Source organism: Xanthobacter sp. 91 (assembly GCF_000702385.1).
GTDB lineage: Bacteria > Pseudomonadota > Alphaproteobacteria > Rhizobiales > Xanthobacteraceae > Xanthobacter > Xanthobacter aminoxidans.
The window spans coordinates 3,426,798-3,449,698 of sequence record NZ_JNIB01000001.1; the positions used below are offsets into that span (position 1 = coordinate 3,426,798).

Annotated in this window: 17 protein-coding genes and 1 pseudogene; 6 read left to right on the forward strand and 12 right to left on the reverse strand. The window is 67.7% G+C overall.

The genetic code is table 11. The features are described from left to right. Window positions 1-159 precede the first annotated feature (159 nt). The 5 genes and pseudogenes from A37E_RS0116115 to A37E_RS0116135 all read left to right on the forward strand — a co-directional run bounded on the left by A37E_RS0116115 (window position 160) and on the right by A37E_RS0116135 (window position 6,027). Window positions 160-999: a transketolase gene (locus A37E_RS0116115; RefSeq protein ID WP_024280060.1), complete on the forward strand. Its 840-nt coding sequence runs from the start codon at window positions 160-162 to the stop codon at window positions 997-999. Beyond that, window positions 996-2,030 (forward strand): transketolase C-terminal domain-containing protein, encoded by a 1,035-nt coding sequence (locus tag A37E_RS0116120; protein WP_029557553.1) that lies wholly within the window; start codon window positions 996-998, stop codon window positions 2,028-2,030. The genes A37E_RS0116115 and A37E_RS0116120 overlap by 4 nt, the downstream gene beginning before the upstream one ends. A gap of 57 nt (window positions 2,031-2,087) precedes the next feature. Beyond that, a pseudogene (locus A37E_RS0116125) lies at window positions 2,088-2,978 on the forward strand (NAD(P)-dependent oxidoreductase); the annotation flags it as partial. A 56-nt stretch (window positions 2,979-3,034) separates the two neighbouring features. Then, window positions 3,035-4,060: a TRAP transporter substrate-binding protein gene (locus tag A37E_RS0116130; RefSeq protein ID WP_024280057.1), complete on the forward strand. Its 1,026-nt coding sequence runs from the start codon at window positions 3,035-3,037 to the stop codon at window positions 4,058-4,060. A gap of 2 nt (window positions 4,061-4,062) precedes the next feature. Next, window positions 4,063-6,027 (forward strand): TRAP transporter large permease subunit, encoded by a 1,965-nt coding sequence (locus A37E_RS0116135; protein ID WP_245279353.1) that lies wholly within the window; start codon window positions 4,063-4,065, stop codon window positions 6,025-6,027. A gap of 174 nt (window positions 6,028-6,201) precedes the next feature. Here the strand turns inward: A37E_RS0116135 and A37E_RS0116140 are convergent, their stop codons facing one another. From A37E_RS0116140 to A37E_RS0116185, 10 genes are all read right to left on the reverse strand, one after another. After that, complete coding sequence (locus A37E_RS0116140) at window positions 6,202-7,161, reverse strand: D-2-hydroxyacid dehydrogenase (RefSeq protein WP_029557556.1); 960 nt, start codon at window positions 7,159-7,161, stop codon at window positions 6,202-6,204. A gap of 31 nt (window positions 7,162-7,192) precedes the next feature. Then, window positions 7,193-9,148 carry a transketolase gene (gene tkt, locus A37E_RS0116145; protein ID WP_029557557.1) on the reverse strand — a complete coding sequence of 652 codons (1,956 nt, stop codon included), beginning with the start codon at window positions 9,146-9,148 and terminating at the stop codon, window positions 7,193-7,195. A gap of 254 nt (window positions 9,149-9,402) precedes the next feature. Next, entirely contained in the window at window positions 9,403-11,025 is a 1,623-nt protein-coding gene (locus tag A37E_RS0116150; RefSeq protein WP_081837641.1) for a GTPase, read from the reverse strand. After that, the gene (locus A37E_RS0116155; RefSeq protein WP_029557559.1) at window positions 11,022-12,302 is read right to left on the reverse strand and encodes a GTPase; all 1,281 of its coding nucleotides are present in this window, start codon (window positions 12,300-12,302) and stop codon (window positions 11,022-11,024) included. Before A37E_RS0116155 ends, A37E_RS0116150 begins: the two co-directional genes overlap by 4 nt. A gap of 57 nt (window positions 12,303-12,359) precedes the next feature. Further along, on the reverse strand, window positions 12,360-13,289 hold the full coding sequence (catA, locus tag A37E_RS0116160; RefSeq protein WP_029557560.1) for a catechol 1,2-dioxygenase: 930 nt from the start codon (window positions 13,287-13,289) through the stop codon (window positions 12,360-12,362). A 112-nt stretch (window positions 13,290-13,401) separates the two neighbouring features. Next, window positions 13,402-14,736, reverse strand: a complete 1,335-nt coding sequence (locus A37E_RS0116165) for an MFS transporter (protein ID WP_029557561.1) — start codon at window positions 14,734-14,736, stop codon at window positions 13,402-13,404. A gap of 55 nt (window positions 14,737-14,791) precedes the next feature. Further along, window positions 14,792-15,814: a benzoate 1,2-dioxygenase electron transfer component BenC gene (gene benC, locus A37E_RS0116170; protein WP_029557562.1), complete on the reverse strand. Its 1,023-nt coding sequence runs from the start codon at window positions 15,812-15,814 to the stop codon at window positions 14,792-14,794. 32 nt (window positions 15,815-15,846) lie between these two features. Further along, the gene (benB, locus tag A37E_RS0116175) at window positions 15,847-16,335 is read right to left on the reverse strand and encodes a benzoate 1,2-dioxygenase small subunit (RefSeq protein WP_029557563.1); all 489 of its coding nucleotides are present in this window, start codon (window positions 16,333-16,335) and stop codon (window positions 15,847-15,849) included. Then, a complete protein-coding gene (locus A37E_RS0116180) occupies window positions 16,332-17,690 on the reverse strand; it encodes a Rieske 2Fe-2S domain-containing protein (protein ID WP_029557564.1) in 1,359 nt (452 codons plus the stop codon). Before A37E_RS0116180 ends, benB begins: the two co-directional genes overlap by 4 nt. Window positions 17,691-17,794: 104 nt before the next feature. Beyond that, window positions 17,795-18,979: a muconate/chloromuconate family cycloisomerase gene (locus A37E_RS0116185; RefSeq protein WP_029557565.1), complete on the reverse strand. Its 1,185-nt coding sequence runs from the start codon at window positions 18,977-18,979 to the stop codon at window positions 17,795-17,797. A gap of 163 nt (window positions 18,980-19,142) precedes the next feature. Between A37E_RS0116185 and A37E_RS0116190 the strand changes: the two genes are divergently transcribed. Beyond that, complete coding sequence (locus tag A37E_RS0116190; RefSeq protein WP_029557566.1) at window positions 19,143-20,084, forward strand: LysR family transcriptional regulator; 942 nt, start codon at window positions 19,143-19,145, stop codon at window positions 20,082-20,084. Window positions 20,085-20,102: 18 nt separating this feature from the next. Here the strand turns inward: A37E_RS0116190 and A37E_RS0116195 are convergent, their stop codons facing one another. Together A37E_RS0116195 and A37E_RS0116200 are read right to left on the reverse strand one after the other, a co-directional pair. Then, window positions 20,103-20,906, reverse strand: a complete 804-nt coding sequence (locus A37E_RS0116195; RefSeq protein ID WP_029557567.1) for a 1,6-dihydroxycyclohexa-2,4-diene-1-carboxylate dehydrogenase — start codon at window positions 20,904-20,906, stop codon at window positions 20,103-20,105. Window positions 20,907-20,979: 73 nt separating this feature from the next. Next, the gene (locus A37E_RS0116200) at window positions 20,980-22,332 is read right to left on the reverse strand and encodes an MFS transporter (RefSeq protein WP_156026351.1); all 1,353 of its coding nucleotides are present in this window, start codon (window positions 22,330-22,332) and stop codon (window positions 20,980-20,982) included. Window positions 22,333-22,901: the final 569 nt, after the last annotated feature.

Consider the following 22,901-nt stretch of genomic DNA (forward strand, 5'->3'; position numbering starts at 1 on the left):
ACCCTAGGCTTTTGGCGCTACGCCTTTTCTTCACGCGAACCGGAAACCGCTTCGCTTGAAAATGCTCCAATCCCGGTCCGCCACGGCGCGTTGGGGACGGCTGGTCGCAGGGCGATCGGGGCCGTCCCGGCGCGGGCGCTCCTCTACAGGAACAGGGACATGACCATTTCACCTTCAAACGTCTCGCTGGAGCGGCGCGCCTGGAACATCCGGCGTCATGCCATCCGCATGGGCGAGGTGCAGGGGCAGGGCTATATCGCCCAGGCCCTCGACATCGCCGATGTGCTGGCCACCGCCTATTTCCACGCCATGCGCTACGAGCCCCAGAACCCCGAATGGGAGGGGCGCGACCGCTTCCTGCTCTCCAACGGCCATTATGCGATCGCGCTCTATGCGGCGCTGATCGAGGCCGGCATCGTCCCCGAGGACGAGCTGGAGACCTACGGCTTCGACGACAGCCGCCTGCCCATGTCGGGCATGGCGGCCTACACTCCGGGCATGGAAATGTCCGGCGGCTCGCTCGGTCTCGGCCTGTCAATCGCGGTGGGCAAGTGTCTCGGCCTCAAGCGCAAGGGTTCGGACAGCCGGGTCTACACCCTGTTCTCCGACGGCGAGCTGGACGAGGGCTCGGTGTGGGAGGCCATCATGTCGGCCGCCCACTACAAGCTCGACAACCTCATCGCCATCGTCGACGTGAACAACCAGCAGGCGGACGGCCCCTCCACCTCCATGCTCGGCTTCGAGCCGCTGCCGGAGAAACTCGCGGCCTTCAACTGGTTCGTTCAGCGGGTGGACGGCAACGACCTCGACGCCGTGCGCGCCGCCTTCGATGCCGCCAAGACCGCCAATGGCGGCCGGCCCAGCATGATCATCGCCGACACGCTCATGGGCAAGGGTATCCCCTTCCTCGAGGCGCGCGACAAGAACCATTTCATCCGTGTGGATGCCCATGAGTGGCAGCTGGCCCTGGCCGCCCTCGACGAGAGGAAGCCCGCATGAAACCCGCTTCGGCTCACCCCGCTCCCGCCGCCAAGACGGACGCCCCCGCCAAGCCGCGCCTGACCACCTCCGCCATGATCGCGTCCATCGCGGGCGAAGGGCAGCGCACCAAGCCGGCCCCCTTCGGCCACGCGCTGGTGACGGCCGCACAGAACGATCCCTCCATCGTCGGCATGACGGCGGATCTCGGCAAGTATACGGACCTGCACATCTTCCAGCAGGCCTTCCCGGATCGCTACTACCAGATGGGCATGGCCGAGCAGCTCCTGTTCGGCGCGGCCTCCGGCCTTGCGGCGGAAGGCTTCACACCCTTCGCCACCACCTATGCGGTGTTCGCCTCGCGCCGGGCCTATGACTTCATCCACCAGACGATCGCGGAAGAAGACCGCAACGTGAAGATCGTCTGCGCCCTGCCGGGCCTCACCTCCGGCTACGGCCCCTCGCATCAGGCGGCCGAGGATTTGGCGCTCATGCGCGCCATCCCGAACATGACCGTGATCGACCCGTGCGACGCGCATGAGATCGAGCAGGCGGTGCCGGCCATCGTCGCCCACAAGGGCCCGGTCTACATGCGCCTGCTGCGCGGCCAGGTGCCGCTCGTGCTCGACGAGTACGGCTACACCTTCGAGCTGGGCAAGGCGAAGATGCTGCGCGACGGCTACGAGGTGCTGTTCGTCTCGTCCGGCATCATGACCATGCGCGCGCTGGAAGCTGCCAAGGCGCTCGAGGCGGACCGCGTGGACGTGGGCGTGCTGCATGTGCCCACCATCAAGCCGCTCGACACCGCGACCATCCTGGAGGCCTGCGCCAAGCCCGGCCGCCTCGTGGTGGTGGTTGAGAACCACACCGTCATCGGCGGCCTCGGCGAGGCGGTGGCGGGGCTCCTGATGCGCGCGGGTGTCCACCCCGCGTTCCGCATGATCGGCCTGCCCGACGAATTCCTGGCGGCCGGCGCGCTGCCGACCCTGCACGATCGCTACGGCATCTCCACCGACGCGCTCTGCGCGCAGGTGAAGGGCTGGCTCAAGTAGTCGAAGGGTTCAAGTCATCCATACGGCTCCAGCCCCCGGCAAGAGGGGCGGGCCGAGCGGGAGGAAAAGATGAAGAAGATCGGCTTTGTGGGGCTCGGCTCCATGGGCCTGCCGATGGCGGTCAACCTCGCCCGCGCCGGCTTCGCCGTGACGGGTTTCGACATCCGGCCCGAAGCCGGGGCGAAGCTCGCCGCCGCCGGGGGCGCGGCCGCGGCCAGCCTCGCAGACGCCTTCGCCGGCCAGGATGCCGCGGTGCTGATGGTGGTGAATGCCACCCAGGCCGAGGACATCCTGTTCGGCGCGGGCGCATTGGCGCATCTGCCTGAAGGCGGCACGGTCATCCTGATGGCCACCTGCCCGCCGGCCGCCGTCGCGGCCCTTGCCAGACGTGTGGAGGCCGAAGGCCGCCGCCTCGTCGACGCCCCCGTCTCGGGCGGTGTGGTCGGGGCCGAGGCGGGCAGCCTCACCATCATGGTGGCGGCACCGTCCGACCTGTTCACGCAGGTGAAGCCGGTGCTGGACGCCATGGGCTCCAAGGTCGTCCTGCTGGGCGACAAGGCCGGGCAGGGCGCCACCGCCAAGGCGGTGAACCAGCTCCTGTGCGGCGTGCATCTGGCGGTCGCCGGCGAGGCCCTGTCGCTGGCCGAGACGCTCGGCCTCGACATGAACGCCATGCTCGACATCGTCTCCGGCTCCGCCGCCTCCAGCTGGATGCTGCGGGACCGCGGCCCGCGCATGCTGGAGAGCGAACCGCGCGTGACCAGCGCGGTGGACATCTTCGTGAAGGATCTCGGCATCGTGCTGGAAGCCGGTGCCGGTGCGAAGACCGCGCTGCCACTGGCCGCAACCGCCCACCAGATGTTCCTCGCCGTCTCCGGCCAGGGCAAGGGCACAAAGGACGACAGCAAGGTCATCGACGCCTACCGCGCCCTCCAGGGCCGGGCCTAGTCCCCTCTTTCCAAACGACCAAGCCGCCGAAAGCGGCACACTAGGGAGAAAACACCATGACACCGACCAAAACCGGCCTGACCCGCCGTCATGTGCTGGCCGCAGGCGCCGCGCTGCCGCTGTTCAGCATCCTCACCCGTCGGGGCGAGGCCGCCGAATTCACCTACAAGTACGCCACCGGCCAGGACCCCACCCACCCGGTGAACAAGCGCGCGCAGGAAGCCCTGGACCGCATCCGCGAGGCGACCTCCGGCCGCGTCGAGATCAAGCTGTTCCCGGCAAACCAGCTCGGCTCCGACACCGACCTGCTCGCCCAGGTGCGCTCGGGCGGCGTGGAGTTCTTCAACCTCTCCACCTCGATCCTCGCGACGCTGGTTCCCGTCTCGGGCATCGTCAACACCGGCTTCGCCTTCCCGGACTACGCGACCGTGTGGAAGGCGGTGGACGGCGATCTCGGCAAGTACATCCGGACGCAGATCGAGAAGACCGGCCTCGTCGCTCCCGCCAAGTTCTGGGACAACGGCTTCCGCCAGATCACCTCGTCCACCCGCGAGATCCGCACCCCGCAGGATCTGAACGGCTTCAAGATCCGCGTCCCGCCCGCGCCCATGCTGACCTCGGTGTTCAAGTCGCTGAACGCCGGTGCCACGCCCATCAACTTCAACGAGCTTTATTCCGCGCTCCAGACCAAGGTGGTCGAGGGCCAGGAGAACCCGCTCGCCATCATCGCTTCCACCCGTCTCTACGAGGTGCAGAAGTCCTGCTCCATGACCGGCCACGTGTGGGACGGCTACGTCATCCTCGGCAACCGCCGCGCCTGGGGCACGCTGCCGGAGGACGTCCGCGCCGTCGTCACCCGCGAACTGGACAAGTCTGCGGTCGACCAGCGCGCCGACATCGCCTCGCTCAACCAGAGCCTGCGCGCGGACCTCACCGCCAAGGGCATCACCTTCATCGACGTGGACCGCGAGCAGTTCCGCAAGGCGCTGGCCTCCACCCCCTTCTACGGCGAGTGGAAGGCCAAGTATGGCGATGAAGCGTGGGGCCTGCTCGAGGCCGCCGTCGGCAAGCTCGGGGGGTGAACATGTCCCAGCACGTATCCCACTCCATGCCCCCGCCGAAACACGCGCTGGGGGAAGCCCACGCTCTGGACGAGAGCCACGCGCTGCACGAAGCCTACGCCACAGAGGAAGCGCCGCCCCCGGCGCTTCCCACCGGCTGGCGCCGCGCCGTGTTCGGTGTGGAAACCGCCATCTGCCGCGTGGTGGAATATCTCGCCGCAGCCCTTGTGCTGGCGGAGATCACCGTGCTCTTCGTCGGTGTGGTGAAGCGCTATGCGCTGCACAGCCCCATCGTGTGGTCGGACGAGCTTGCGTCCGTCCTCTTCATCTGGCTTGCCATGTTCGGCGCCGTGCTGGCGCTCCAGCGCGATAGCCACATGCGCATGACCGCGCTGGTGAGCATGGCCTCGCCGCGCGTGAGATCGGTGCTGGAGACGCTGGCCCTCGCCGCGCCCCTGGTGTTCCTCGTGGCGGTGCTGCATCCCGCCATCGAGTATGCCGAAGACGAGATGTTCGTCACGCTGCCGGCCCTCGACGTGCCCAACACGTGGAAGGCGGCCGCATTGCCCATCGGCATCGGCCTCATGGCGCTGGTGAGCTTCCTGAAAGTCCTGCGTGCCGCCAATCCCAAGCAGGTGGCCGTGGTGTGCGTCTGCCTCCTGCTGGCGGTCGGTCTCGGCCATGTGGCCTCGCCCTGGCTGAAGACGCTGGGCAACTACAACCTGCTCATCTTCCTCGTCGGCCTCGTGGCGGCGTCGGTGTTCGCCGGCGTGCCCATCGCCTTCTCGTTCGGCCTCGCGACGGTGGGCTACCTCACTTTCACGACCACGACGCCGCTCGCGGTGGTGGTGGGGCGCATGGACGAGGGCATGAGCCACCTCATCCTGCTGTCGGTGCCGCTGTTCGTCTTCCTCGGTCTGCTCATCGAGATGACCGGCATGGCGCGGGCGCTGGTGGGCTTCCTCGCCAGCCTCCTCGGGCATGTGCGCGGCGGCCTCTCCTACGTGCTGATCGGCGCCATGTATCTCGTCTCGGGCATCTCCGGCTCGAAGGCGGCGGACATGGCGGCGGTGACGCCGGTGCTGTTCCCGGAAATGGTGAAGCGCGGCGCCAAGAAGGGCGATCTCGTGGCCCTGCTCGCCGCCACCGGCGCGCAGACGGAGACGATCCCGCCCTCCCTCGTGCTGCTCACCATCGGCTCGGTCACGGGCGTGTCCATCGCGGCGCTGTTCACCGGCGGACTTCTGCCCGCTCTGGTGCTCGGCCTCGCGCTGTGCCTCCTCGTGCGCTACCGCTACCGCAACGACGACCTCTCCAACGTCAAGCGCGTCTCGGCCAAGGACATCCTGTGGTCCGCTGGCATCGCGCTGCCGGCCATCGCCCTGCCGTTCGTCATCCGCGGCGCGGTGATGGAGGGCATCGCCACGGCGACCGAGGTCTCCACCATCGGCATCATCTATTCCGTGGTGGTGGGCCTGCTCGTCTACCGGCAGTTCGAGTGGAGCCGGGTCATCCCGATGATGATCAGCACGGCCGCGCTCTCCGGCGCGATCCTGCTCATCATCGGCGCGGCGACGGGCATGGCCTGGGCGCTCACCCAGTCCGGCTTTTCGCAGGCCCTCGCCCATGTGATGTCCGGCCTGCCGGGCGGCGCGGCCACCTTCATGGTGGTCTCCATCCTCGCCTTCATCATCCTCGGCTCGGTGCTGGAGGGCATCCCGTCCATCGTGCTGTTCGGGCCGCTGCTGTTCCCGATCGCGCGGCAGATGGGCATCCACGAGGTGCACTATGCCATGGTGGTCATCCTCGCCATGGGCATCGGCCTCTTCGCGCCGCCCTTCGGCGTCGGCTACTACTGCGCGACCGCCATTGGCAACGTGAACCCGGACGAGGGCATGAAACCCATCGTCGGCTACATGCTGGTGCTGCTCATCGGACTGGCGGTGGTGGCTGCCGTGCCGTGGATCTCCATCGGCTTCCTGCCCTGAAGAGCGAGCCCGGCGCAGACCGGGCCCCGCCTCGGGGTTACAAGCTCCCTAGCCTGAAGGCCCGCCGGTTCGCCGGTGGGCTTTTTTTGTCCTGTCCGTGCGGGCACAAGAAAACGCCGGCCGGAAAGGATTCCGGCCGGCGCATCGCGCGAGACTGAAACGTTGCGAGCCGCCTCAGTCCGGCGAAACCACGTTGGAGGGGCGGCCGGCGACGAAGTTCTCGATGTTGTCGATGAGCTGGTCGGCCAGCGCCTGCTGCGCCTCCAGCGAGGCCCAGGCGATGTGCGGGGTGCAGATGACGTTGCGCCGCCGTGCGAGCCGCATGAAGGCGCTGTCGGGGGCCGGGGGCTCCGGCAGGGTGACATCGAGGCCGGCGGCGCTCACCAGCCCTTCGTCGAGGGCGACCTCCAGGTCTTCCTCCATGATCAGCCCGCCGCGCGCGGTATTGATGATGATCGGCCGGTTCTTCATGCGCCGGAAGGCGGCCATGTCGAGCATGCCGCGCGTCTCGTCGGTGAGCGGGCAGTGCAGGGTGATGGCGTGGGAGGTCTCGATCAGCTCGTCGAGGCTCACGACGCCCGCCGTGCCCGGCTTCGCCATGGGATCGTAGAACACCACGTCCATGCCGAAGGCCCGCGCGATGCCGGCCACCTGCGAGCCCAGCACGCCGGCGCCGACGATGCCGAGCCGCCGGCCCGCCAGGTCCACGATGGGGTTGGTGAAGAAGCAGAATTGCTGCGCCGCCTGCCACGCTCCCTCCAGCACCTCGGCCCGGTAGGGCACGATGGAGCGGGCGAGGGAGAGCAGCAGCGCGAAGGTGTGCTCCGGCACGGTGGCCTTGGCATAGCCCCGGATGTTCACCGTGGGGATGCCCTGCGCGGCCGCCGCCTTCTTGTCCACGCAATCGGTGCCGGTGGCAGCAATGGCGATGAGCTTGAGGTTGGGCAGCTGGGCCAGCGTGTCGGCCCGCAGATCCACCTTGTTGTTGATGATGATGGTGGCATCCTTCGCCCGTTCCATCACCTCGCTTGCGCTGGTGCGGGCATGTTCCACCCATTCGTGGGGGAAGGACGGGCGGCGGACCTGAACCTCGGGCGCGATGGTGTCGCGGTCGAGAACGACGATCTTGTGCATGGTGTTGTTCTTTCTGATTGTCGCGACGGGCTCAGAGGCGCACGCGGGCTGCCTCGGACACGGCCTCTGCGGTGATGCCGAAGTGCCGGTACAACGCATCCGCCGGGCCGGAGGCTCCAAAGCCGGTCATGCCCACGAAGCCGCCGTCCTCGCCGATCCAGCGCTCCCAGCCGAACTTCACCGCCGCTTCCACGGCGACGCGCACCGTGCCTTCGCCCAGCACCGCCTTGCGATAGGCGGCATCCTGAGCCTCGAACAGGCTCCAGCAGGGCATGGAGACAACGGCGGTGGGAATGCCCTGCGCCTGGAGCAGCACACGGGCCTCCACGGCGATCTGCACCTCCGAGCCGGTGGAGATGAGCGTGACGCGGCGCGGGCCGCCCTCTGCCTCCTGAAGCACGTAGGCACCGCGGGCCGAGCGGTTCTCCGCGCCACCGTCGCGGCGCAGGGCCGGCAGGGACTGGCGCGCGAAGATGAGCGCCACCGGGCCGGTGCGGTGCTCCAGCGCGATCTCCCACGCTTCGGCCGCCTCGATGGCGTCGCAGGGGCGCAGCACCGTCATGTTGGGCATGGCCCGCAGCGAGGCGATGATCTCCACCGGCTGGTGGGTGGGGCCATTCTTGCCGATGCCGATGGAATCGTGGCTGAACACGAACTTCACCGGCAGCCCCATGAGCGCGGCCATGCGCAGCGCGGGCCGCTCATAGTCCGAGAAGGGCAGGTAGGTGACGGCCAGCGGGATGATGCCGCCGTGGGCCGCCATGCCGTTGGCCAGCGAGCCCATGGCATGCTCGCGCACGCCGCAATGGATGTAGCGGCCGGCCCGGTCCTTCGCCGTGAAGGCGGAAAGCTGGCGCTTGTGGTTGGTGGGCGCCTCCAGATCGGCACAGGCGGTCATGATGTCGGGCAGCACCTCATAGAGCGCCGCCGCGATGTCGCCCGACGTGGCGATGGAGAAGTCCGCCTTCTCCTCAGCTGCCGCCTTCGCCTTGTAGGCGTGGATGGCCTCGCGCGCGCTTTCGCTAAGGATGCCGGAAATGGTGCGCTGGAACTCGTCCTGCACCGCATTGCCGGCGGCGGCGAGCCGCTTGCGCCATGCGGCCCGCGTCTCGGCACCCGGCTTGCCCGTGGCGCGCCAGTCGGCGCCGATGTCCGCGGGAATGTCGAAGCTGCCGCCGGTCCAGCCGAAGCGCTCCGCCATGGCGAGGCGATCGTCCGGGAACAGCTTGCCGGAGTGGCCGCCGCGCTGGCCTTCGAGGCGCGGGATGCCGCGGGCGATGGTCGTCTTGCAGGCGATCATGGAGGGACGGGGATCGGCCTTGGCGGCGCGGATCGCGGCGTCCACGGCCTCGATGTCGTGGCCGTCGATCTCCACCACATGCCAACCGGCCACGCGGAAACGCTCGGCCACGTTCTCGGATATGGACAGCTCGGTGGAGCCATCGTCGGTGATGGCGTTGTCGTCCCAGAAGAAGGTGAGCTTGCCGAGCTTGAGGTGGCCGGCAAGCTGGATCACCTCCTGCCCCACGCCCTCCTGCAGGCAGCCGTCGCCGACGAAGGCCCAGGTGCGGTGATCGATAAGGCCATCGCCGAAGCGCGCGTTGAGATGGGCTTCGGCGATGGCCATGCCCAGCGCGTTGGCGATGCCCTGCCCGAGCGGGCCGGTGGTGGTCTCGATGCCGGCGGCGGGCTCGTATTCCGGATGGCCGGCGCAGGTTGAGCCGAGTTCACGGAAGCTCTTCACAGCGTCCAGCGAGATGTGGTGATAGCCGGTGAGGTGCAGCAGGGAATAGAGCAGGGTGGAGCCGTGACCGTTGGAGAGTACCACCCGGTCGCGGTCCGGCCAGGTGGGGTCGGCGGGATCGAACTTGAGGTGACGGCTGTAGAGCACCGTCGCGATCTCGGCCATGCCGAGGGGAACGCCCTGATGTCCTTCGCCCGCCGCGAGAATGGCATCCACCGCGAGGAAGCGGATGGCATGCGCCATGGGCTGGAGCGCCGCCGAATGGGTAGCTCCATGGTGGGCGGAAATGGCAATATCGCCATTGGTGGCAGGGGCTTGGGCGCTCAACGGTCGTCTCCTCATCGTGCCTTGGTCTTTTAGGGGCGCGATGATGCCGAAAGCCGCCGAAGGCCGGTAACGCGAAAAACACACCGATTGGTGAAGCTGGTTCATGGATGCGCCCGGCCGGCCGCGCGTTTGCCGGGGCTTGCGTTCATCGCGGATGAATCAAGGCCCACTCAAGCCGGTGCGCGCAGGTCGTTCCTGATGTCGCGAAGGCTCGCCTCGTGGGTGCGAAGGACGGCATCGAGGCGCGCGACGTCCGCCATCACCTGGCGGAGGCACGAGGTGCATTCTTCCCGTGCGTGGTCGCCCGCCAAGGCCACCCAATCCCCGATCTCCCGCTCCAGAGACGCGTGCAGGCGCGTGGCGTCCACGCCGACGGACTGGAGGGTCCCCTCCACCTCGATCACCATCTCCTCGAAGCCGATGTTTGGGGTGGGTTCGAATGGGGCAGGTTGCCCATCGCGGCCGAGCCGATAGTCGCGGAAGTGGGCGTCCCGCGCCTCGCCCCATGCCGATTGCAGCGCCTGCGATAGGCTGCGGCGGACGCCAGCTGCATCCCGCTCAGGAGCGTGGGCGTCGAGCAGGTCCGGCAGAAGGGGGGCGATGGCGCGCCATACATCGTCCTGCATCTGCGTGCCCCGGAGGTCGAGTTGGGCTGCCGCGTCGTCCAGCGCGGCATTCAGCTGTTCCAGCGCGGGCCGCAGCAGCACGTGCAGGCTGCCCAGGACGGTTTCGTCCAGATGGCGCAGCCGCACCTCGGCCGGCTTGCGGCGCCGATAGGCCAGTGCTGGCGAAACGAGGGCCCGCAGGGCGGCATAAAGACGATCCATACCCGCCGACGCCATGCCCGCGGGGCTTTCTCCCTCCGCCCGGGCCATATGGACGGAGACAGACAGGGGCGGCCGCAGCAGCGCGACGTCCAGCCCCAGCGCCGCGAGCTTGTCGCGCGCACGCTCCGCCACGTCCGCCTCCTGCCCGCTGCGGTCGACCGTCGTCTTGTTGCGCATGAGCTTCACCAGCGCGCCGTCGATCTCGTCTTCTTCATAGCGGTCGCTGCGGGTGATGACCGGCAGCAGGGGCTTGGCGCGGCGCAATTCGCCGGCAAGCTCCTCCAGTTCCTGCACCTGTCCCGGCGTCGAGGAACTGGTGAGCCACAGCACGGCATCGGCGCAGTCGACGAAGCGGCGGGTGAGCGCCGCGTGCTCGCCGGTGGCGGAATGGAGGCCGGGCGTATCGAGCAGCACCAGCCGCTGGCCCAGCCGGATGCCCTGGATGCGCGATGTGGTCTCGGTCGCGCCTTCCGTGAAGCGGGCGCTCGGCTCCAGGCGTCCGTCGGCATCGAGATGAAAGGAGTTCACTTCCAAGCCGTGGGCCGCGAAGCGGTCGGCCATGAGATTGCAGAGCGAACTCTTGCCCGCATTGAACTTGCCGAACACCAGCAGGACGACGGCCTGATCCAGGCTCCGCGCCAGCGCCTCGGCGGGGCGCAGCGCGTCGCGTTGCCGGGGCCAGTCCGAGATGCAGGTGTCGATCACGGCATTCGCCGCCGTGATGCGGCGGGCGATTTCGCTGTCGTCTTGCAATCCCGCGGCGGAGAGGCGGGCACCGGCGAGACCCGCGCCGAGACTTGAAAGCCAGTCGTCCAGACGTGCGAGCGCAGGTCGAAGGTCTTCCGAGCCGAGCGCGACCGCCTCGACCTCGGCCATGAAACGCTGTTCCTCGGACATCGCCGCGCGTGTGGCTGGAGCATGGAGCGCCGGCGAGGGGGCGCTGCGGTCCATCGTGTCGGCCGTCATGGCGCGGTGTCCGCCGGCAGGGCGGCGCGGGCACGGTCAGTCGCATCCAGTGCGACGGAGGCTTCGTTGATCCTGTCCCGCAGCGCCGCCCGGGATCGCGACAGCTCGAAATAGTGGGCGAAGGCCGCCTGCAGCCGCGCCCGCCCAGCTTCCTCGCAGAACATGCGGCGCAGGTCCGCCCGGAATTTCACCGAGACGCCCATGACCGCCACCATGACCGTGTTGAGGCTGCCGGCGGCGGTCTGCTGCTCCTGCGGCAGGCCGGAGACGCCGTGGCCCGCGAGGAAGCCGTCGAGGCGGATGCACGCCCTCGAATAGGCCACCTGGATGCGCGCACGCTCCAGCTTCGCCGCGGTCGTGGCGTAGCGCTCACGGCCGGTGTCCGCCACCAGCGCGAGGTCGGGGCCGGCGCGTGACACGACCTCCTCCATGTCCCAGCCGATCGCCGCAAGCAGGGTCTCAAGCCCGTCATCGAAGGCGCGCCGCTGGGCGATCTGTTGTTGCCGGAGGGACGCCAGCGTCTCGGCCTCGGCGCTCCGAACGGTTTCGAGTTCCGCCCGTATTTCGCCCAGCAACAGGCGCGCCTCATGAGCCCGCGCGGCCGGCACCCGCGCAAGCGCGTCCGCCAGAGCGCGCTCCAGCTCGGGAATCCCGCTGCGCTGAATAAGGAGGGTCTTGGCGCCTTCCAGTCCCCGGCGATGCCGGGTGGAGGAGACGACGTGAAGGCCTGCGCCCGGCACCTGATCCGCGATGGCGGACACCACGCGGCCGAGCGCGTCGTCGTCCTCCATCTGGTCCGCTTGCGTGACCACGATCAGCGTCTCGCGACGGGTGCGGTGGCTGTCGGCGCGCAGGGTTTCGACAAGCGCCTGTTCGGCGGCGTCCAGCTCGCCTTCGCGCGCGGCATGGACGAACAGGCGAATGTCGGACGCAAGCCAGACGGCCCGGAGCGCGTGCCGGTCGTCTTCCCCGGCCACGTCCGCATCCAGTCCCGGGGCGTCGAGCCAGCGCACGCCCGCGTGCCGGCACTCGGCCAGCTGGATGGTCTGACGCCGGTCGGCCACGGCGAAGGCGTCTCGGCGCATCAGCTCGTTGAGGAGCCGGCTCTTGCCGTGATTGTACTTGCCGATGACGGTGACGACGGGCGCATCCGCCGCCGCCAGTTCGTCGAGGCGCGCGAGGTCGCCGTCCCGATGCGGCAGCACGCGGAGCACGTCGCGCCACCGCGCCGAGCGGGCGTTTGTCGGCGGCTGTCGAAGAGAGGCGTCCTCGGGCATTCGTGGCTTCCCGTGCGTGTCCGGCGGCAGCATTCGCGCTGCCGCCGGTTCTTTCGCTCAGGCCGCGGCGCGGGCGCGCTCGACGATCTGGTTGTCCTTGCCGGCGACCTTCGGGGTGAGTTCGATGTTGAACTCGATGTCCCTATAGGTGTCCTCCTCGAAGCCGACCGCCGCGCCGCCGGTGCGCTCCACCACATGGGGGATGAGACCTTCACGGGTGGCGAAGGCGAAGTCGTCCCAGATCAGCGGGTCGCCTTCGATGTTGAACTGCGTCGTCAGCTTGCGGAAGGCATCCGTGGTGACGAAGAAGTGCACATGGGCCGGGCGGTTACCGTGGCGGTTGAGCTGGTTCAGCAGGGTCTGCGTCGCGCCCGAGGGCGGGCAGCCGTAGGAGGCCGGCATCCGGGTGAGCACCTCATAGTGCCCGTCCGCGCCGGTGCGGATCGCGCCGCGCAGGTTGAATTCGCTCTGCCGGCCCGTGGGGTCGAAATGCGAGTAGAAGCCCTTGGAATCCGAATGCCAGACTTCCACCAGGGCATCCGCCACCGGCGCGCCGTCAGGGCCGGTGACGATGCCGTGGATGCGCAGCGGGCCGGCGTCGGCATCGGGATTCTTGTCGAGGCGCGCCTTGCTCTTCTGCTCGGGGGCGCCGGCCACATAGAGCGGCCCCTCGATGGTGCGCGGCGTGCCTCCGGTGATGCCCAGCTCGGCATCCTCGGCATCGAGGCGCATGTCGATGTAGTGCTCAAGACCGATACCGGCCGCCAGCAGCGCCGCCTCGCCCTCCGAGCCGAGCTTGTTGAGATAGTTGATGCCGAGCCAGACCTCGTCCGGGGTCAGATCGAAATCCTCGATGGTCTTGAACAGGTCGGAGACGATGCGGTGCACCACCTGCTTGGCCCGCTCGTTGCCACCGGTCCCGTCCAGGTTGGCGATGACCCGCAGGAAGTCCTGCACATCCTTGCCGTTGAAAATCTTCACACCCATCCTTGTGTCCTCCACGTGTCTGGTGGCGAGGGCTTCAGTTCGCCCCTTGCGCCGGTTGATCTTGTTCAGGTGTCGTCATGCCCGATCGATGAGGGGCCGCGGAAGCGGGCCCCTAAGCCGTCGCGACCGCGGTGACCGTCGCGGTGCGGCGCGCGGCGTTCACCGCGAACACCAGCATGGCGAGGGCCGAAAGCGCCGCGGGCACCGCGAAGATCAGGAAGTTCTGTTGCAGCGGCAGCTCCTGGGCCAGCAGCACGCCCCCCAGCGTCGGCCCGACGATGGCGCCGATGCGGCCCACGCCCGAGGCCCAGCCGAGGCCGGTGGACCGGATAGATAGGTTGTAGAGCTGCGCCACGCTGGCATAGAGCAGGATCTGCGTGCCGATGGTGGTGGCGCCGGCGATGAAGACCATCACGAACAGCAGGGGCGTCGGCAGGCCGAAGCCGATGAGCGCGATGGACACCGCTGCGGCGGTGAAAAAGCCGACCACCACCCGCGGCAGGCCGAAGCGGTCGCCGAGCCGTCCGCCGAGGATCGCCCCCAGCATGCCGCCGAAATTGAGCGAGAAGAGGCTCAGGAGGCTGGCGGTCTCGGCATAGCCGACTTCCTGCAGAACCTTGGGCAGCCAGGACGACAGCAGATAGACCAGCAGCAGGCAGCAGAAGAAGGCGGCCCACAGCATCACGGTGCTCACCGCCCGCTGGTCGCGGAACAGCTCGATGACCGAGGCGGACGCGCTCTTGCTCTCGGTGAACACCAGCCTGTCGGAGGCATCGAGCCGGGCGGAGGGGGCGACCTTCGCCCAGATCGCGCGGGCTTCGGCCTCCTTGCCCTGGCGGAGGAGGAAGCCGAGGGATTCCGGCAGCTTCCACAGCACCAGCGGCAGCAGGAGCAGGGGCACGGCGGCGATGAAGAACATGGGTTTCCAGCCGAACTGCGGGATGAGCCCGATGCCGAAGCCGGCGGCTACCATTCCACCCACCGAATAGCCGGAGAACATCACGGCCACCATGGTGCTGCGCAGGCGCTTGGGCGCATATTCGTTCATCAGCGCGACCGTGTTCGGCATCAGGCCGCCGCAGCCGAGACCGGCGATGAACCGGAAGATGCCGAATTGGGTTGGCGAATTGGCAAAGCCGGCAAGCAGCGTGGACGTGGTGAACAGGAGGAAGCAGATGGCGATGCCCTTCTTGCGGCCGATCCTGTCCGCGAGGGGACCGAAGACAAGGGCGCCGAACATCATGCCGAACAGCGCCCAGGCCTGAAGGGTGCCGGCCTGCGGCTTGCTGAGGCCCCACTCCTTCATCAGCGCGGGCAGCACCGTGCCGGCCACGAAGACGTCATAGCCATCCACCACCAGCAGCAGCCCGCAGAGCGCGGCCACCGTCCATTGGAAGCGCCCGAACGGCGCCTTGTCGATGGCATCCGTGATATCGATGTTTCGCATGTGTTTCCTCCCCGGAGTGCTTTTGCACGTTTGATCTTGTTCGCTGGCGCGCGCCCTAGGCGCTCTCCTTCAGCGGCGCGTTGGGCGTGAATTTCTCGTAGTGGAAGCAGTTGGGCGTCACGCCCGTCGCCTCGAAATGCCGGCGTACGGCATCGACCATGGGCGGGGGGCCGCACAGATAGACGTCCGGCGCCGCGCGGAGCATGTCGTCGGGCATGTGCTGGGTGACCCATCCCTTGCGCGGATGGGCCGAAGCTTCGTCAGCCACCACGGTGGTGAAGCCGAACCCCGGCAGGCGCGCGGTATAGGCTGCGAGCGTCTCCACCTGCACGAGATCGAGATCGCGTGTCACGCCGTAGACGAGATGGATCTGCTGCTGCGCGCCGGCGCGGGCGAGCACTTCTAGCATGGAGAGGAAGGGCGCGAGGCCCGTGCCACCGGCAAGGAAGAGCAGCGGCGCGCTTGTCTCGCGCAGATAGAAGCTGCCCAGCGGACCGTTGAGAGTGAGCTTGTCGCCCGGCTTCGCCCGCGCCAGCCAGGAGCTCATGAGGCCGCCGGGAATCCTCTTGATGAGGAAGGAGATGCGCGTCTCGCCCGGCGCGGAGGAGAAGGAATAGGCGCGGCTGAGCCCCGTTCCGGGCACGTCGATGTTGACGTACTGACCCGGCAGGAAGGCGGGCGCCGGGCCGTCCACGTCCAGTTCCAGGACCACCGCGGCGTCGTTGTGGAGGCTCACCTGCGCCACCGTCGCGGTGAATTTCTGAAGCCCCGTCTTGCAGGAGAGCGAGCTGACCGGCACGGCGATGATGCAGTCGCTGGACGGCACCATCTGGCAGGTCAGCACCAGCCCCTGCGCCGCCTCGTCGGCGGTCAGTGCGTCCTCGATATAGTCCTCGCCGAGATCATACGCCCCGCTTTCGGCGCGGCACTTGCAGGTTCCGCAGACCCCGTCCGAGCAGTCCATGGGCAGGTTGATCTTGTTGCGGAACGCCGCGTCGAGCACCTTTTCGCCCGCCTTGCAGTCGATGATGCGCGTGACGCCATCCTCGAAATTGAGCGCGATGGTATGGCTGGACATGGAACCCTCCCTGGGCCGGATATCGATGCCTGTCAGACGTGATAGACGTCGATGACCTGGCGGATGTAGTCGTTCTTCAGAACGATCTTCTTGGCCGCGATGATGATCTGCCCCTCATCCTCGCGCAGGGTGACGAACATGGTTCCGAAGAACTGGTCCGTCACCTTGTAGCGGTGGCTGAGGGTGTGGAAATTGTACCTGACGTCGACCTCGCCCGGCCGCGTGGCCATGAGTTCGACATTGGTCACGTTGTGGCTCGTGCGCGGCTCCGGCGTGGAGGCGCCGGAGCGCTCGGTCTTGATGCGGAAGACGCGGTCTTCCAGCCCGTCGCGGTCGGGGTAGTAGATCAGCGAGATCTGCGACTGCGGGTCTTCGGTGAGCCGGTCGTCGTCATCCCAGGCGGGCATCCAGTAGGTGACATCGGGCGCGTAACAGGTGAGCCATTCGTCCCAGGCGCGGTCGTCCAGCAGGCGCGCCTCGCGATAGAGGAAGGCGCGGGCGGCTTCGAGGGAGATGCTCATGCCGCAACTCCCGTCTCGCGGGGCGACACGGCCTGGCGCATCACCTTCGCCCAGTATTCGTGCTGGCGCACGAACAGCCCTTCGTCCTCGCTGCGCTCGCCGGAGAGCAGCGGACGAATGCCCAGGCGCAGTGCGTTCTCGTCGGGACCTTCGATCCACAGGGGCGCGCCGCGCGACAGGTCGTTCCACAGGGCGGAGATGCCGGCGTAGCCGACCTGGCAGGCGCGGAACTCTTCCAGGTCGTCCGAGGTGCCCATGCCGGAGACGTTGAAGAAGTCCTCGTACTGGCGGATGCGCAGCGCCCGGTCCTCCGCGCTTTCGCCTTTGGGGGCGAAGCAGAAGATGCTGATCTCCGTCTTGTCCACGCTGATGGGCCGCGCGACGCGGATCTGCGTGCTGAACTGGTCCATCAGGAACACGTTGGGATAGAGGCAGAGATTGCGCGTCTGGTTGACGATGAGGTCCGCCCGCTCCTGGCCGACCCGGGCGGCGATCTCCTCGCGGTGGCCGTAGACCGGGCGCACCTCGGGGTTCATCGTGTTGGTCCACAGCAGGATGTGGCCGTTGTCGAAGCCGTAGACGCCGGCGACGGACCGGCTCCAGCCGTTGGCGTCGACCGCCTTGGTGCCTTCCACCTTGCGCCGGCCCATGGTCGCCGCGTAGTTCCAGTGAACGGAGCTGACGTGATAGCCGTCGCAGCCGTTCTCCATCTGGAGCTTCCAGTTGCCGTCATAGATGTAGGACGAGTTCCCCCGCAGCACTTCCAGCCCGTTCGGCGCCTGGTCCACGATCAGGTCGATGATGGCCTTGGTCTCGCCGAGATAGTCGGCGAGGGGCGCCACATCTTCCTTCAGGCTGCCGAACAGGAAGCCGCGGTAGCTCTCGAAACGCGGCACGCGCTTCAGATCGTGGGAGCCGTTCTTGGCGAACTGGGGCGGATACTGGGTGGTCTTCTCATCCTTGACCTTGAGCAGCTTGCCGGTGTTGGAGAAAGTCCAGCCGTGGAAGGGGCAGGTGAAGCTGCCCTTGTTGCCATGCTTGCGCCGGCACAGGAGCGCACCGCGATGGGCGCAGGCATTGATGACGGCGTGGAGTTCGCCCGCCTTGTCCCGCGTCACCACCACCGGCTGGCGGCCGATGGAGGTGGTGTAGTAATCATTGTTCTCGGGAATCTGGCTCTCATGGGCCAGATACACCCAGTTGCTCTCGAAGATATGCTTCATCTCCAGCTCGAAGAGCTCTTCGTTGGTGAAGATGTCGCGGCGGCAGCGGAAGACGCCGGCCTCCTTGTCGTCCTGCACCGCGGTCGCGAGCAGGAGATCGAGATCCGGGGTCCTTTCGGCAGTCGCTGGCATGGCTATCCTCCCTCGAGATGCTGCGCTTCGTCGGCGTCAGGGCGGAGTTCGCCCGGGGGCCGGCTGCGCGTTCGTGCAAATTGTTGAACCGAGTGTGGCGCGCCCTACACGGCGACGCTCGTGGTCTTGCGGGGCCTGCCCCGGGTGAAGAAGTCCACGCGATCCTCATCGAGCGCGATCCCGAGGCCCGGCCCGGCAGGCACGGCCAGCTCGAAATCGGCATAGGTGAGGGGCGTGGCGAGAATTTCCTCGGTCAGCAGCAGCGGCCCGAACAGTTCGGTGCCCCACTGGAGGTTGACGAATGTGGAGAACAGCTGGGCCGAGGCGATGGTACCCACCGCGCCTTCCAGCATGGTGCCCCCATAAAGGCCGATGCCGGCCGCATCGGCGATGGCGGCCACGCGTTGGGCCTGGAACAGGCCGCCGCTCTGCTCGATCTTGATGGCGAACACGTCGGCGCCAGCGTTTTTCGCGATCTCGAAGGCGCTCTCCGGCCCCTGCAGCGACTCGTCCGCCATCAGCGCCACCGGGAAGCGGCGCACCAGCCGCGCCAGTCCGGCGGCCGTGGCGACAGGCTGCTCGACCAGCTCGCAGCCGGCATCGGCGAGGGCGGCCATGCCGTAGGCCGCCTCGGTCTCGCTCCAGGCCATGTTGACGTCCACCCGCACCGCACCGCGGTCTCCGAGCGCGCGCTTGATGGTCGCGACATGGGCGACGTCGGCGGCCGGCGTCCGCGCGCCGATCTTCAGCTTGAAGATGCGGTGGCGCCGCAGCTCCAGCATCTTCTCCGCCTCGGCGATGTCCTTTGCGGTATCGCCCGATGCGAGGGTCCAGGCCACCGGCAGGCGGGAGCGCAGGCGACCGCCCAGGAGTTCGCTCACCGGCTGGCCCAGCCGCTTGCCCTGCGCGTCGAGAAGGGCGGTCTCGACCGCGCTCTTCGCAAAGCGGTTGTCCTTCACCATCTTGCCGATGCGCAGCATCAGCGCGCGCACGGCGGTGGGGTCCTGGCCCACCATCAGGGGCGCAAAATAGGTATCGACCGCGAGCTTCATGCTCTCCGGGCTCTCACCGCCATAGGCGAGGCCGCCGATTGTGGTTCCCTCGCCGATGCCCATCACCCCGTCGCTGCAGTGAACGCGCACCAGCATCAGCGTCTGGCCGTTCATGGTCGCGACCGAGAGCTTGTGCGGCCGGATGGTCGGAAGGTCGATCAGCGCCGTCTCCACCCGCTCGATGACGGCGCGGGCAGGAGCAGAGGTCGGGATGGGATGTGCAAAGGTCGCGTTCATGGCGACACCTTGCGGACGACGGGCGCCGCCGTCCAAAACCTTTTGTGTTTACAATTATACTCAGGGGGTATTATGTCGGAAAAAATGTAATGGAACGGCAGCTTGCCGCGCCGCAGCATACCGCAAATGACCATAAAAATTGTGCCCTCGGAGGGGGCGTGGGATGGATCTTCGCCAGCTTCGGTATTTCGTTGGGGTTGCGCGGGAGCGCAATTTCACCCGCGCTGCCGAGCAGCTCAACATCGCCCAGCCGCCCTTGAGCCGTCAGATTCAGGCGCTGGAGGACGAACTGGGCGTCGCCCTCCTCATCCGCAACAGCCGTCCGGTGCGGCTGACGGAGGCGGGCCGGCTGTTCTACGAGCAGGCCTTGCAGGTGCTGGGGCGGGTCGAACAGATGCGCGCGGCGACGCGGCGCGTGGGGCTGAACCAGAACAGCGTGCTGTCCATCGGCTTCGTGGCGTCGACCCTCTATGGCGGGCTGCCCTCGCTGGTGCGCAAGCTGCGCCACCGGACGCCGGATATCGAGATCCAGGTGCTGGAGATGATGTCCGTTCAGCAGATTCCGGCCCTGAAGGAAGGGCGCATCGACATCGGCTTCGGTCGCCTGCACCACAGCGATTCCGGTGTGGTGGAGATCGTTCTGCGCGAGGAGCGCCTGACCGTCGCCATCCCCAAGGATACGCCGCTGGCCCAGGACAGCGCGCCCCTGCCCATCGGTGCGCTGACGGGTCAGAAGCTCATCGTCTATCCGAAAGAGCCGCGCCCGGGCTATGCCGACCAGGTGCTCAATTTGCTGCACGGGCACGATGTCCGGCCGGCGGAGGTGCAGGAGGTGCGCGAAATCCAGACTGCGCTCGGTCTCGTCGCAGCCGAAACCGGTCTGTGCGTCATCCCCTCATCGGCGCGGCAGATGCGCAGCGACGTGCATTACCGTCTGCTCGAGGGGGAGCGCGCCACATCTCCCGTCATCCTCTATCACCGGGTGGGCGATACCTCGCCCTACATCGATCTGGTGAAGGAGGTCATCAAGGAGATGTATGCGGAGAACCCGCCCTGGCTCAGCGCCGAGCACAATCTGCCGACGCGGCCGTCCTTCGCCGAATAGGCTCGGGGCCGCCGCCTGTCAGCCCTGGTCGCCGCCGCCCGCGGGCAGCACGGTCCCGGTAATGTAGGAGGCCTCGTCGGAGGCGAGGAACAGGATCGCGGCGGCGATCTCCTGAAGCTCGCCATAGCGGCCGAGATGGGTGGCGCGCAGGGTCTGGTCCACCACCTCCTGCATCCACGCCTTGTCCTGCTCGGAGATGGGATCGGTGCCGCGCGGCACGCGGCGGGGCGGTGCCGAAACCCCGCCCGGCGCGACCGCGTTCACACGGATGCCGGTGCCCGCGAGTTCGAACGAAAGGGAGGCGGTGAGGGCGTTCACGCCGCCCTTGGCCGCCGAATAGGGAATGCGGTTGATGCCCTTGGTGGCGATGGACGACACGTTCACGATCGCCCCGCGCCCCTCGCGCAGCATGTAGGGCAAAGCGGTGCGGCAGCCCCACAGGGTGGGAAACAGGGAGCGGCTGATCTCGGCCGTGATCTGGCGCTCGTCGAACTCCTGGAACGGCCGCATCCAGATGGCGCCGCCCACATTGGTCACCAGCACGTCGATCTTGCCGAACGCGGCATCGGCCTTGGCCATCACCCGGTCGTTGCCCGCGTAGGTCTCAAGATCCTCCACCATCGCCACGGCGCGGCCCGCGCCATGGGCTGCCTCGATCTCGGCGGCCACCTCGGCGACGATGGGCGAGCGATCCACCACCAGCACGCGGCCTCCCTCGGCGGCGGCGTCCAGCGCGACCTGCTTGCCGACACCCTGGGCGGCGCCGGTGACGACAAGGCTCTTGCCTGCGAAGCGTTGAGGGCGGGTGGTCTGGTCCGACACGGGTTTTCCCTTCTGTGCGGCTGGATCTCGGGCGGAGACCCGCGGGGCCGCTGGAGGCCCCGCGGGAGCGCACTCAGTGCGAGGCGGCAGGTACGGCGGCGCCCTCGCTGGACGTCCGGCGCACCGTGAGGGTGGCGAACGCGGCGAGTGCGAGGGGGATCGCCAGCGCCATGAAGTATCCCGACGGACCGGCGCCGGACAGGAGCTGCCCGCCGACGGCCGAGCCGACGATGGCGCCGGAGCGACCGATGCCGATGCCCCAGCCGGTGGCCGTTGCCCGCAGCTGCGTCGGATAGGCGTTGGCGATCAGGTAGTTCAGCACGAGCTGCTGGCCGCCGATGCCGAAGCCCGCAAGGGCGATCAGGACGAAGACCACGGGCCAGCGGTCGCCCGCAAGGCCGAGGCCGATCGCCACGGCGATGCCGACCATGAACATCACAGTCAACAGCTTGCGCGGATCCACCTTGGGCAGGAGCGCCGACAGCGGCAGCGCCATGGCGATGAACGCGGCGTTGACCGTGACCGTGCCATACGCCGCCTGCGCCTTTTCGAGGCCCAGCGTGGTCAACGCGGTGGGCAGCCACTGCAGCAGCAGGAACCACGCAATCCAGTTGAACAGGTAGATCGCGGAAATCGCGAGCGTGACACTGCGATAGCGCGCCTCGAACAGGCCGGCGATGGATGCGCCGTTCTCCACCTTGACCGGGCTGATGATCTGCACGTCCGCGGGCACGATCTGGCCGGTCATTCGCGCCAGCAGGCGCCGCGCCTGATCCTGGTCGCCGGCCTTGTTGCGGGACACGAGGAAGGCAGGGGATTCCGGCAGGAGGGCGTAGATGACGACCAGCAGGGCGAGCGGAAGCGCGCCGCCGAGCAGGAAGATGCCCCGCCAGCCGAGCAAGGGCAGCCAGCTCGCCGCGATGAGGCCGCCCAGCATCGCACCGGCGGGCAGGCCGAGCAGCACGGCCGTGATCATGAGCCCGCGCTTCGGTGCGGTGCTGTACTCGCCGGTGAGTGCGAGCACGGAGGGCGTCGCCCCGCCCATGCCGAGGCCGATCAGGAAGCGCAGCACGATGATCTGGGTGGGAGAGGTCGCATAGGCGCCGGCCAGCGAGAAGGCGCCGAACAGGGCGATGGCGATCATGATCGCCTTGCGGCGGCCGAAACGGTCGCCGAAGCTGCCGAGCCCGATGGCGCCGATCGCCATGCCGATGATGCTGGCCGTGATGACCCAGGTCATGTCCGCAGGATTCATCTTGAAATCCTGCGCGATGGCCGGCCCGATGAAGGCGATCGACTGGGTGTCGAAGCCGTCGAGCAGGGCAATGACGAAACACAGTCCGACCACGGCCCACCGGGCGCCGGTCATTGACCCAGCGTCGATGATCTCCTTGACATCCCGCGTGAGCGGAAGGCGGTTTGGCATCGGGCTTTCCTCAATGGTTTTGCTTGTTGCTCATCGCCGTGGCGTCGTTCGTGAACGAGGCGCCGTCAGCGACAGGAGGATTTCCGGTCTCGGCATGCCGTCGCCCCGCCGACGCGGGAAGTGGCATGGTGCGGGCCCGGATGGAGACGAGGCACCGCCATAGTGTTCCGGGAGGGAGGTGAGCGCTTCCAGCCCGGGTATGGCCGCAGCGTGAAGCTATACGCGCGGAGGCGCATTCTCTAAGATCAACTGGGTATGTTTCGATACTTATTAAGTATGTAACAGGTGCGACACCGCATGGTTGTCCTGCGGGATTTATTCAATATTGCGCCGCAATATTTCTGGCATGACCGCCGGTTGTTCCGGTGCTTCCCGTCGAAGCTGTCCCGCGTGGTCTCTGTCCTGCGGCATCGGCGGAACGCCTCAACCTGCCTTCCGAGGGGACGATCCTCCGTTCCGGTTTCCAAACGATGGACTTCAGAGCCAGAATGTTTCACGCTCACTCCAACCCACCACATGCCGGGATTAAACACCTAGGGACGGTGGCATCCTGACTCGTCCGCCGCAGG